Consider the following 12162-nt stretch of genomic DNA (forward strand, 5'->3'; position numbering starts at 1 on the left):
TTGGGTGAGCATATTATATAAAACTTTTTTATAATGCAAGGAAATGTTAGATTATTCTTGAAAAATATTTTTAAATTCATAGTATCAACTGTCTTTAGTAATTGTAATTATACTCATGAATACCGGAGATACCGAATTGAAAAAGGCATCGAAATTATTTGTCGTAAGCTTGACAGCTGTAATTGTTTGTATGAGCCTGACCGCAGGGTGCAAGGATACCCCCTCTCAAGAGGCTGCCAAAGAAGCTCGCAGGGAACTCGACAAGGCTATTGAAATAATAGAATTATACACCATTGAAGACGGTTATAACTACCAGCTGGCAAGAAACCAGCTGGAAAAGGCGCTAAATGCTGCCGCCAGGGCAGACATGAAGGCTGATGCCGTGTTCCTCTCTGCCGGAGACCTGAACAAGGCGTACGCCGTCAAGCTGAGCAGAGAACTGGCTTCCATAGAAAACAATGCACCAAAAAAGATGGACATGGTCGGAAAAGAGCTTTCCTCACTGCAATACCTGCTGATGAAGAAAAAACTGCATACATCTCTTGGCCAGGCTGATAAAACAGAACTTGAAAACCTGCTTGCGGTTGTAAACGGAACTGATTCGTCTGCCGGGCTTATAAAGAGGCTGGAAATGAGTCGCAATCAGCTCCGGCAGATGCAGACAGAATATAAAAACCTGCAAGAGCAGATTGAGAACACACGCCAGAAAGCCACAGATATGGCACTGAAGGCTGATAAAATGTTTCGGGAAGCGGAAAAGCTATCCGGTGACGAAAAAATCAAACTTCAAAGAAAAGCATACAATATTATAAGGGGCATTGACCAGAGCGGCAATGAAACAAAAGGAACTCTCGACTACGAGCTGGAACTGCAGAATCTGATCGACCAGGCCAGAATGGCTGAAAGCGACATCAATGCACTGTCCCCGGTTGTAGAAAAGATGGAACGTGACCTTGAAGATTTAAACCAGCGCATTGCAGTCCTCAAGGATCCAGATATGGACCTCAAAGTTATGAAGCATATCGCTTCGCTTGATGGACAGATATCAGAAAAACAGCAGTTAATCAAAGATGCCGCTAATGAAATCCGGCAGGATATACAGGCATATAACGACGCGGTGAACTCCGCTGCCGGCGCATACGATGATGCGATAAGTGATTATAGAAAAGTCAAAGCCTATGATTTAAGAGATTTCGCACTCTTGGATATAGCAATAAGTTACAATGAAAAAGCCTCATTGCTGGCAAAACTTGCCGAATACAACTCTCGTGCCGAGGCGTATGCCGGCAATTATACCAAGATCGCGACGGATGAAATACTCGCTATATTTGAGTCTCTCAACACTGAAACCGCCGCTGCCGCTGACGAAGCGTTATCTATGACAAACCAGACCTACGCCCAGGCAGCCGAACAATACGAATCCGCTATAGACATGTTTTCTGGTGATATGGCCGCCCGTGCCGTCCGCAGTTACATGCTGATGATATCTGACATGATTAACCTTGAAAAACGTACAACGGGCGATAAATCGGCGATTGATTTCCTTATAGAAAAGGTTGAACAGTACAAGCAGATCGCAATCGAAGAGGACGAATATTTCTCACGTTCTGTGGTAGCCCGTCAGTTTTCCGAATTTGGGCTTGAATTCAAGACTGCCCAGGAAAAGCTGCTTGACGAATATTCCAGGCTTAGCAGGCTGGTCAGCGAGACCGAAGCAATGCCGCAGCAGGAAGACAGAAAAGCAGAGCTTATGAGTATTCTTGAAAACCTCGCCCAGATGCAGAGACCTTCGGAAGCAAGTGTCTATGAATCATTGATCGAGAAGATATTCACAAGCCTCAAACCAGAGCTCAAACTGATTCGGGAAGAAAACCCTGAATTGCCCGGGCTCGACATTTTCATTCCCAGACTCCAGGAAGAAGAACAGGCAGAAGCATTGACAGCCGAAGGTGAAGAATCTGGCGAAGCAGCACCCGGCGGAGAATTCGGCGGATTTGGCGGGCCTGACACAGCTCCGGGTTTCGGGGAATAACAGGGATCTAACGACACCTGCTGTATCGGCAGCTCTGTCACTTTACGCCGCGTAACCACATAAGACGGCAAAAATCCGTCAAAACGATATAAAACGAACAATACATGGAGAATCCGTATAATCATACGGATATTTTTTATTATGTTAATAGCTTTACAAAATATTGATATACATCACCTTAATATAGTTCTTATGATGGGCATCGTTGTTTTCGGCGGTATCGTCGGGGCAAAACTTTTTCAGCGGCTCAAGATTCCGCAGGTAATTGGTTATATCGTTATAGGCCTTATAATAGGAGAGAGTGCCCTTGGTATAGTCCCCAGGGAAACAATAGAGACGCTCAAGCCGCTCAACTACTTTGCTTTGGGAATTATCGGCTTTATCATCGGCGGTGAGCTGAAACTCGATATGTTTCGGCGGTTCGGCAAACAGTTCACCGCTATCCTCATAGCAGAAGGTGTGCTTGCCTTTTTACTGGTGGGCTCAGCGGCAACTGTAATATGTTTGCTCTTCGGGATGGAGACCAAACTTGCTCTGGCTGTGGGAATTGTACTTGGTGCGATATCCTCTGCGACAGACCCCGCCTCAACAATACAGGTATTATGGGAATACAAAAGCCGCGGAATGCTCACCACCGCAGTTACGGCAATTGTTGCCCTTGATGATGCACTGGCACTGACCCTGTACGGTCTTGGAACGGCAATTGCGGGCATATTAGCCGGCGGAACAGGAAACGGAATCGCCCTCTCACTGCTGTACGCCTTTCTTGAGCTGGCCGGAGCACTTGTGCTCGGACTAATCGGCGGAGCGGTTCTGCTGTGGATTCTCCGCAAAACAAATGATATTCAGAGTGTTCTGGCCTTTGCTATAGGCGCGGTGCTTCTGGTACTGGGGCTCTCGATCGCCCTGAACCTTGACATAATTTTGGCTTCAATGGCGATGGGGCTTTTCATAACCAACGTCGCTCCCAACCGCAGTAAGGACACATTTGAGCTTGTGCATAAGTTCGCCCCGCCTATATATGTAATGTTTTTCGTGTTTGTCGGTGCTGGGATACAGATCTCCAGTCTTACAACGATTGCATGGGTTCTGGTGCTTGTATATGTTGTAGGGCGAAGCCTGGGCAAGATGTTCGGCTCCTCAATAGGGGCAAAAATAGCCGGCTCACAACCTAAAATAAAAAAATATCTCGGCATGTGCCTCTTTGCCCAGGGCGGCGTTGCGGTCGGGTTGTGTATCCTTGCCGGGCAGAGATTTTCGGCGTATCCGGAGGTTGGAGAGCTCATAGTCCTTGTTGTAGCCGCGACTACGCTTGTTGTTCAGTTTCTCGGGCCGGCATTTGTCAAGCTCGCTGTAACTAAGAGCGGAGAAGCCGGGCTCAATATCACTGAAGACGACCTGCTTACGGAATATTCCGTGAAAGATGTCATGGAAGAATCGCCCGCGGTCATCAGGCATAATTACAATCTGAATCAGATTCTCGATACATTCAGACAGAGCAACCACATCTGCTATCCCGTTGTGAATCAAAAAGATGAGCTCATCGGCGTTATCACGATTGACGGCATCAGGGAGACATTTATGTACCAGGAAGCGATGCCGTGGCTGCTGGCAGAGGACCTGATGCGGCCGGTCGGGCATATCACAAGCTCAGGCGAGCTTCTAATCGAAGCCGTCAAAAGAATTCGCGAATCCCACTTAGACTATATGTGCGTTGCCACCGGTGAACCGCATAAATTAGAGGGCCTGCTCGACTATCGCAGAGCAATGCGAAAACTCAACGCAGAGATTATCCGCCGCCGCGAACTAGTAGATCAGAGCTTTGCATAAATAACAACAACGTCCGGCGTATTTACCAGACAACCCGCAGTAAAGCCGTGAAATGTCAACTTTATGCGGTACACAAGTTTATATTAAATCACAAAAAACTGTGTAATATATTAGTTCTAAATAACTTATACCAAAAATCGCTTGTACCCCAATCAAATGAAACCCAGGACAGCTCGAGATATTATTCCTGCAAGTTTTGATAAGGTAAATAATCAAAATGTTATAAAATATCACACAGCTTTTCATGATAAATTCTTTTTTCTTGAAAATGATCCGCGGATTCATATACTCACTGTCTTGAGTATAAAAATTTATTATTGCTATTATATGGAGCATTTAAATGAACCTCTTCAAAACGCTGAGGAAGCACCAAAAATGGATTATTATAAGTGTATTTATAGTTGTTATGATTACCTTTATAGGCGGTCAGGCACTCCAGGCACTGCTTACGAGCCGCGGGCCTTCTAACAGGGTCATGGCGACTTTTGGCGATGGGCAGAAATTACGCCAGATAGATATTAGAAGCGCTTACCAGCAGCTTGAAGTTCTTCGCCAGATAGGTGCGGAAAGATACCTGATGTCGAATGACCCCATAGCTCTGCTTGTCGGCCACATCTTGTTTGAGAATGACAGGGGATTTTTCCTTGACGCCCAGTTCAAGAGAATGATCCAGCAGGGTCAGCTTATGATTAAACAGGAAGATCTTGATAAATTCTTTAACAGGAGCAACCAGGAAGGCCCCCTTTATTGGATTCTGCTGCTTCACGAAGCGGATAAGGCTGGGATTGCAGCTTCACGTCAGGATGCCATAGATGTGCTGCGCAGCAACCCTACGATGTTTACGCCCGATGGTAACGCCTCCGCTCTGGTAGAAAGGGTCAGTTCACAGTTAAACATCTCCCAGCAGGATATTATGGAGATTTTCTCACGGCTGCTTTCAATTGTATCTTACGTAAAAACAGTAACTTCCAACTCTAATGTCACAATTCCGCAGATCGAGTCACAGGCAGGCTTTGCCGGTACAAAGCTAAATGCCGAATACGTTCGTTTCGGAGCGGAGAGCTTAAGGAGTGAAGATGAGGAGGTAAGCGAGGAAGTTTTGCAGAATCAGTTTGCAAAATACGCAGATATTGCTCAGGGCAATTATACAAAAGAAAACCCGTATGGTTTCGGATATCTTCTGCCCGATAGAGTGAAACTTGAATATCTCCTGGTAAACCTAAGCGATATTGAAGCTGTCATAGCCGCCCCAACAGACAACGAAATGGAAGAATATTACGATATCAATAAATCTAATTTTATTGACCAGCAAGCCGCTGAAAATGAAGATACGACGGCCCTGGATAAACCCGTATATAAACCTTACGCATCTGTCGCGTCTGAAATACGCAGAATGATAATCGATCAGCGTAAAAATGAACTTACATCAGAAATTATTTCAGAAGCACAGGATTTGCTTTCCGCAAAGATGGAAGACAAAAACGTTGATGAATTCACTTCTGAGGATTACAAAGAATACGCGGCTGATTATGCGGATACTGCCGCAAAACTTACGGAAAAATTCGGTGTGAGCTTTTATACCGGAACAACGGGCTATCTTGACGGGAGACGCCTGATGATGGATCCCAACATCGGCAGGCTCGAGGTCATGATTACGAACGTTACTTCATTACCACTGGCACGTTACGTCTTTTCCGTCGAAGAGCTTGGCTCAGTCAAATTAGGAATATATGAAGGCCAGGCCCCAAAACTGTATCAGAATATCGGCCCTCTAAGCTCACGTTACGCAAGAGTAACCGGAATGGTAAGGGTTGTCGAGGCACTACCTTCATCTACGGCTGAAAGCCTTGGCACTGAATACTCGACCAAACATACTTCATTGAACAGCTCAAGCGATTCAGATTCAATGTACAAAGTCCGCGAAACTGTCTTAAAGGATTGCCAGAGCTTAAAGGCTATGGAAAAAGCAGAATCAGCCGCAAAAAAACTGATAGCAGCCGGCCAGGACTGGCAAGCAGCTCTTGAGGAGATTAACAAAGAACTCGACAGCAGCATTAGTATAAGCAACTTTACAGACCAGGATATAGCCTCTGCGGGTCAATTGAAAAGGCTCAAATTCAGGACAAGCTCAATGCCTGGCAGCAGCGCTTTCGTTAATAACGCGACAGTAGAAAAAGCCGTCCAGGATTCGATAGCTGCGTTGGAAGATTCCCAACCGAAAGCGATTGAAGTCAAAGAAGACCTGGCATGGTACGCGGTGCGTGATGTTTCCATCTCCAAACCGCTTGTGACAGAATATGAGGACAGCAAACTGCAGCTTGCCGCTGCGTTTGAGATTACGTCATCACTTGAATCAGCCCTGGAATTCCTCACTGCTGATAATATCCTTTCCAGAGCAAACTTCGAGCCGATAGAGGAACCTAAAGAGTAAGGGCCTTTCTTTTAAACAATATTTATCGAGATTGGGCCGCTTTTAGATGAAATCAGTAAATAAAAACATTAACAGGAATGAAAACTACCCGGCTTCTGCTGCGATAGCAGCAATTGCCGGCTGGCTTGTTCCCGGCGGCGGATTCCTTATAACCCGCCAATACGCCAAGGCGGCGGTTCTTTTCTGCAGCATCTCAGCTATATTTTTAACTGGTATATATGTCGGTTCGATCGCTGTGATAGATATTGTATATGCCAAACCCTGGTTTATAGGCCAGATACTCTATTCCCCTGCCGTAGGTTTTATAGCAAAGGCAGTACAGAGCTCGGGCTTGCAGGCTCACGGGCGGCCGGCGGAAATAGGTCAGATATACACTACTGTGGCAGGCATGATGAATCTGCTTGCAATAATACGTGCTTCATCAACAGCTTACAAAACCAAAATTTGAGGTCTTTAATATGGCAGAATTCATGAATTGCTTAGCAGGCATAAAAGCTCCTTTAGACATCTCAACAAACCCTTATACGCTGTTATGGATACTGCCGCTTTTACTGCTCATATCAATTACCTACAGAACGATTAAAATTGACAGTTTTGACATAAAGAAGATTATCGTAGAGTCGGCAAAGATGTTCACCCTGACTATCCTGGCTATGGCTGCCATTACAGCCATACTGTGGACTATAGTTAACTACGCTACCTGATAATACGCGGCAACACCATGCAAAAAGTTCGACTTTCATTACTTTTTACCTGCCTATTGGCATTACAGGTCTATGGAGACACCCTCGAACTTTCTGATGGAAAAACATACACTGGTTATCTGTTTGTAAAAGCGGATCAAAGCCGCTGGTTTCATGCCGCAGAAACCGGCCGTGATATCAAACTTGAAGGAAAAGACTATAACGCCCGCTACAATCCCACCGGCCGCAAAAACACCGCAGCGGTAATCCCGATTGAATTTCCAATCCAATACGAACAGGTCATAGAAACCATTGAGAAGGTCTTAATAGAAGAATCCGCCAAGGGGCATCGCGCTATCGTAATAGAGCTTGACACCCCGGGAGGCAGAGTAGATATAACAAGAAATCTTTGCAGCATTATTCCCAGATATTCCACCTGCCCTCTTGCTGCCTATATAAAAGGCGGCAGGTTTGGAGGTGCCTATTCAGCGGGAGCTATAATAGCAATGGCCTGCAACAAGATTTACGCCGCCCCAAACACATGCATCGGCGCCGCGACATCTATAACTATTCAGGATGGCGCCCCCGCTGATATTGCTCGGGTTTATGGAGAAGACGCCGCGGAAAAATTCAGGTCTGCATTTAGAAACTATATTGCTTCTATCGCCTCAAGCAACGGCCATTCCCCGTATATAGCCATGGCAATGGAGGAGAAAGACATGGAGTTGCTGGCCGTAGCCCGAAACGATGAAAGGATCTTTATCGACAAAGACCGAATGCTCAAAGATGACAGAATAATCGAGGTAGTCTCGCCTGAAGGCGAGCTGCTTACATTAACAGCTGAAAAGGCCGTTGATTACGGCTTTGCGGTCAAGATCGTAACTTCACGCAAGCAGCTTCTTGAAGATATGTTTCCAGGGAAAAACGTACGGCCGATTGAAATGGTCAGTGTTCGGGAATCTTATGACGAGGTTGAAAAAGCCCTCGATTATGCGGGGAAATTGATGGAAAAAATCACAAAAGAGTTTAGAACAATAGAACTAAAACACAGCACGGGGAGTATGTACAGAAAAGATCTCCTGCGAAGTGTAAATGTCATAAAGAAAAACGCCGAGTTTCTTCTGAAATTTAAAGAAAAATATATAGATATACAATTCGAAAAAGAAGAGATCCAAAAAATTATCAATGAGGCAGAATCAGTAGTATCAGCGATCAGGTAACTATGTTTAAGAACATCTTGAAAATACAATACATCTTATTTTTTGTTTTAGCGGCCGCAGCCGCTGCCGGAAGCAGTGAGCTTGCATATAAAATAAATACTATAGTAACCAGTAAAAACGTTTCATCGTGCCAGTTCAGTGTAAGCGTATCAAATCCGCGAAACGGTGAAACAGTCAGCTCTTTTCGGCCGGAGCGGAAACTTATACCGGCATCCAACATGAAACTGATCACTACATCGGCCGCGCTGGAATATCTCGGATCCGATTATGTTTTCGACACAAGGGTGTATCTGCATGAAGGTGACTTGATAATCCAGGGCAGCGGAGACCCTCTTCTGGGAGATGCTGATACAAACGAGATTAAGGGCAAAGAACAATTCTGGGAAATAAAGGCTATAACTGATGCACTTAAATCTGCCGGCGTTAAATCAATAAAGAATATTTGTGTAAACAGTTTCATATTTGACCATGTACTGATACACCCCTCGTGGCCTCGTGAACAGCTTAACCGGTATTATGCTCCTCAGGTGTGCGGCATAAATTACAACGGCAACTGCATAACTGTCCGGGCAGGTAATAACGGCAAACTCTGGTACACCACAGTACCTGAAACCAATTACGTCAATATCAGCAGCAAGGCGTCAATTACATCGTCAGGAGGAAACACACTCTGGTGCTCTCGTCCCCCGGAAACAAACAATATGACTCTTTTCGGAAAATGCAGAAGCAGCACTGTAGATATACTTGTTACAATAAACAACCCTGCAATGTATTTTGGAATGCTGGTAGGCGAAGCTGTATTGAAGGAAGGCATCAGCGTCCAGGGCCAGGGCAGCATTCTTGAAAAATATTGCCCGGAACCGGGAAAAACCAAACCGCTTGCAACCTTTTCGCATACCCTTGAGGATGTAATGATCCGGTGCAACCGAGACAGTTTTAATCTCACAGCCGAATGTCTTGTTAAAACCATCTCAGCCAAAAACTCAACCCACAACATTAACGGCGAATGGCCGCACGGACTCAAACTTGTAGCCAGGCACCTGGAAAAACTCGGGTTTAAAGAAAACCAAGACTTCCAGCTTGATGACGGCTGTGGGCTAAGCCGAAAAAACCTCGTCTCATCTGCCCTGCTCTGCGGCGTACTAAACAATATTTACAACAGCCCCGATGCTGAAATGTTTTTGGATACCCTTGCAATAGGCGGCGTTGAGGGATCCGCCCCTGTAAGGAGATATTTTACCCAATCTGATTACAGAGGCAAAATTCTGGCCAAAAGCGGAACAATAAACGGGGTTAAAGCGCTTAGCGGTATTTGCAAGACTGATTCAGGCGACTATACTTTTTCTGTAATTGTTAATAAGGCAAACGGCCACAGCAGAGGAGCGATAAACGAAATTGTGAAGGCCATTATAGACTGCCTCTAAAGCGTTCATATAATAGATTTGATCTTTCAGTTCTTTAACAGCTTAGATTAAATGCCAAACCGGATAAACTCACGTTAGAAGAAAGCAACAAAAACTTAAAATTGAGGTGTATATAAACTTCTTTAAATACGGCACTTACAATTCAATGGTTTATTTTTCTTGATTTATACCCTTTTTTTTCTATAATTATTATGTGTATGTAATTAATTTTGAATTTTGATAAAAGTTAAACAATTAACAACAAAGTTCTGCGAAACAACAGGGGACAATCTTGCATCAGCAAAAAAATGAAAATTTATTCTTTCGTAAAGGCTCGGAATTGTTTGTATTTGTATATGAACCCGGCAGTGAAAGCCGCCTAATTGACACTGTAGTTGAATATACCAAGAGCCAAAACATCTCTCTGGACTGGAACGATGCGGCCGCTGTGTCTAACAAGATCACCGACAAACTCCTTGAAAAAACTGAAAATCTCTTTAAGAGACTTAAATAAACAGAAATACAATGCCCTTGCCAGAAATTATCATGAATTTCATCAAGTACCTGAGTCTTGAGAAACATTACTCTGAACATACAGTCCGCGGCTATCAGGCTGATCTTGACAGTTTCTGCCGGTTTCTTGTGAAAGGAAAAGGCCAGCATAACACTCAAGACCAACAAGACTTTACACTTGAAGATGCAAAGCAGATAAGCTCTAAAATAACTTCTATTGAGATAGCTCAATTACGGTCATACCTGGCTTCATTAAGCATGGGCTCGTACAGTAAACGGTCAATATCAAGAAAAGTTGCGTCAATACGGAGTTTCTACAAATATCTTTTTAAACGCGGCCTGATAGACAAAAACCCTGCCGCTCTTCTCAAAAGTCCCAAAGGAGGCAAGAAACTTCCTAAGTTTATGGAATATGATGAGATAGAGAAACTTTTGCTGGCTCCGCCCCAGGATAACTGGCGTGGGTTGCGGGACAGGGCAATACTTGAAACCATTTACAGCTGCGGCCTTCGTATCAGTGAGCTTGTTGGAATTGACATAAGTGATATTGACTTCGACAATCAGGTCATAATGGTAACAGGCAAAGGGAAAAAACAGCGCCTATGCCCGCTCGGCTCACACGCCATCTATGCCATAGAAAGTTATATCCATGCCAGAAACCGAGACGCGGATTTCAAACACAGCCCGGATCCAAAGGCACTTTTCCTAAACAAGCACGGTAAAAGGCTTTCCGACCGAAGCATAAGGAGAAATCTTGACGGCTACCTGCAGCAGAGCGGACTCGACAGCTCAATCAGCCCCCACACGCTGAGACACAGTTTCGCAACTCATATCCTCAACAACGGCGCCGACCTGCGAAGTGTGCAGGAGCTTTTGGGGCATAAGTCTCTTTCGACTACACAGATATATACACATCTTACCACCAGCCGCCTGCGCGAGATATATAATAAGGCTCACCCAAGAAGCAGATGAGCCCTATTCGTATAACTCTATCTATTTATCTAAACGCACTTTTGCGTCATAAACTCAAAATCTATTTTAAGATGCCCAGAATCTCTTCAAATGTATCACAATAGTGATTACACAATCCAAGCGTTCCGCCCTGGATGATGTTGCCGTCTTTTATGCCGATAGCGGCAAATCCGGCAAGCCGGATAGAAGAAATTCCCGCACTGCTGTCCTCAATACCGACTATGCTGTGCCGCTGGCTGTAATCAAGTCCCAGCCCGACACGCGCAACCTCGGCGTAGAGCCATGGGTGCGGCTTTGGCGAGAGCTCACCAAGCGTGCCGCATGAGCCTTTACGCAAGGGGAAACCGGCAGTAATAATGCTGTCATAGAAATCGTCCGGCTTGCCCATGCCCAGCGTATGAAACGCGTCAAGTATTTCAGGGTATGCCTTTTCGTACAGACCGGAAGTAACCAAACCGAGCTTGACCCCCATGCCCTTGAGCTCCATCAGGAAATCTTTGATGCCCGGCGAGGGTGTAAAGGCCCCCTCCCTGCCGCGGCCTTCGAGAATTGCCTGCATCTCCCGGTGGGTATGTTCAAAGTAGTAGTTCCGGGCCTCTTCCACGGTTTTATCAGGACAGTATTTATTCACGCAGTACTTGAGATGCTCTGAAACACTGTGTCCTGAAACATAAGGCATATCAGCGTCCTCAAGTTCAAACCTGGGGTTGTCCAGAAGGCTTGCCGTTGTCTGCTGAATAATCCAAATCCAGAATTCCTCGCTGCGGACTGTCGTGCCGTCGAGATCCATAAGTACCGCTTTGAGCGGCTTTTCCATCTTTACTTCCGGAACGGGATAGTATGCAGGGTAGCCCATAGCGCTTTTTACGTATGCGATAGTACGGTCTTCAAAACTGACAAACTCCACCTTTTTATCGCCGGTGGCATAAATACAAACCACGCCTTCCTTGCCTTCACGGTAGAAACCGTCGCTGCACTGCTCAAGTTTTATAAATCCGCTCTTCTCTGTAACTTCGCCAATTCCGGGAAGTATTACGCTGTCTTTGTTGTCCATGAAATTATTCCATATAAGTGTTAT

General features: G+C 45.2%; 10 protein-coding genes. 9 read left to right on the forward strand and 1 reads right to left on the reverse strand.

The window, feature by feature from the left end:
- Positions 1-190: 190 nt before the first annotated feature.
- The 9 genes from SMSP2_RS05170 to xerC all read left to right on the forward strand — a co-directional run bounded on the left by SMSP2_RS05170 (position 191) and on the right by xerC (position 11084).
- A complete protein-coding gene (locus tag SMSP2_RS05170) occupies positions 191-2032 on the forward strand; it encodes a hypothetical protein (RefSeq protein WP_146682933.1) in 1842 nt (613 codons plus the stop codon).
- A gap of 141 nt (positions 2033-2173) precedes the next feature.
- A complete protein-coding gene (locus tag SMSP2_RS05175; RefSeq protein ID WP_146682934.1) occupies positions 2174-3862 on the forward strand; it encodes a cation:proton antiporter domain-containing protein in 1689 nt (562 codons plus the stop codon).
- Between the two features lie 340 nt (positions 3863-4202).
- Positions 4203-6293, forward strand: coding sequence for a SurA N-terminal domain-containing protein (locus SMSP2_RS05180; RefSeq protein ID WP_146682935.1), 2091 nt, complete (start codon positions 4203-4205; stop codon positions 6291-6293).
- Between the two features lie 46 nt (positions 6294-6339).
- Positions 6340-6741, forward strand: a complete 402-nt coding sequence (locus SMSP2_RS05185; protein ID WP_146682936.1) for a DUF6677 family protein — start codon at positions 6340-6342, stop codon at positions 6739-6741.
- A 22-nt stretch (positions 6742-6763) separates the two neighbouring features.
- Complete coding sequence (locus tag SMSP2_RS05190; RefSeq protein ID WP_146682937.1) at positions 6764-6997, forward strand: hypothetical protein; 234 nt, start codon at positions 6764-6766, stop codon at positions 6995-6997.
- 17 nt (positions 6998-7014) lie between these two features.
- Positions 7015-8196 carry a Clp protease/crotonase-like domain-containing protein gene (locus SMSP2_RS05195; RefSeq protein ID WP_146682938.1) on the forward strand — a complete coding sequence of 394 codons (1182 nt, stop codon included), beginning with the start codon at positions 7015-7017 and terminating at the stop codon, positions 8194-8196.
- 2 nt (positions 8197-8198) lie between these two features.
- Positions 8199-9620, forward strand: a complete 1422-nt coding sequence (dacB, locus tag SMSP2_RS05200; protein WP_146682939.1) for a D-alanyl-D-alanine carboxypeptidase/D-alanyl-D-alanine endopeptidase — start codon at positions 8199-8201, stop codon at positions 9618-9620.
- A 319-nt stretch (positions 9621-9939) separates the two neighbouring features.
- On the forward strand, positions 9940-10113 hold the full coding sequence (locus tag SMSP2_RS14820; protein WP_186804880.1) for a hypothetical protein: 174 nt from the start codon (positions 9940-9942) through the stop codon (positions 10111-10113).
- A gap of 32 nt (positions 10114-10145) precedes the next feature.
- Entirely contained in the window at positions 10146-11084 is a 939-nt protein-coding gene (gene xerC / locus SMSP2_RS05205; protein ID WP_146682940.1) for a tyrosine recombinase XerC, read from the forward strand.
- 61 nt (positions 11085-11145) lie between these two features.
- Here xerC and SMSP2_RS05210 read toward each other — a convergent pair whose 3' ends face one another.
- Positions 11146-12138, reverse strand: coding sequence for an HAD family hydrolase (locus SMSP2_RS05210; RefSeq protein WP_146682941.1), 993 nt, complete (start codon positions 12136-12138; stop codon positions 11146-11148).
- Positions 12139-12162 lie beyond the last annotated feature (24 nt).

The sequence above is a fragment of the Limihaloglobus sulfuriphilus genome, from assembly GCF_001999965.1.
In the GTDB taxonomy this organism is placed as follows: Bacteria; Planctomycetota; Phycisphaerae; order Sedimentisphaerales; family Sedimentisphaeraceae; genus Limihaloglobus; species Limihaloglobus sulfuriphilus.

What these genes read in the sequence shown, in the direction of transcription:
- SMSP2_RS05170 (WP_146682933.1), top strand. Translation starts at nt 191, where the DNA reads ATGAGCCTGACCGCAGGGTGCAAGGATACCCCCTCTCAAGAGGCTGCC.
- SMSP2_RS05175 (WP_146682934.1), top strand. Translation starts at nt 2,174, where the DNA reads ATGTTAATAGCTTTACAAAATATTGATATACATCACCTTAATATAGTT.
- SMSP2_RS05180 (WP_146682935.1), top strand. Translation starts at nt 4,203, where the DNA reads ATGAACCTCTTCAAAACGCTGAGGAAGCACCAAAAATGGATTATTATA.
- SMSP2_RS05185 (WP_146682936.1), top strand. Translation starts at nt 6,340, where the DNA reads ATGAAATCAGTAAATAAAAACATTAACAGGAATGAAAACTACCCGGCT.
- SMSP2_RS05190 (WP_146682937.1), top strand. Translation starts at nt 6,764, where the DNA reads ATGAATTGCTTAGCAGGCATAAAAGCTCCTTTAGACATCTCAACAAAC.
- SMSP2_RS05195 (WP_146682938.1), top strand. Translation starts at nt 7,015, where the DNA reads ATGCAAAAAGTTCGACTTTCATTACTTTTTACCTGCCTATTGGCATTA.
- dacB (WP_146682939.1), top strand. Translation starts at nt 8,199, where the DNA reads ATGTTTAAGAACATCTTGAAAATACAATACATCTTATTTTTTGTTTTA.
- xerC (WP_146682940.1), top strand. Translation starts at nt 10,146, where the DNA reads ATGAATTTCATCAAGTACCTGAGTCTTGAGAAACATTACTCTGAACAT.
- SMSP2_RS05210 (WP_146682941.1), bottom strand. Translation starts at nt 12,138, where the DNA reads ATGGACAACAAAGACAGCGTAATACTTCCCGGAATTGGCGAAGTTACA.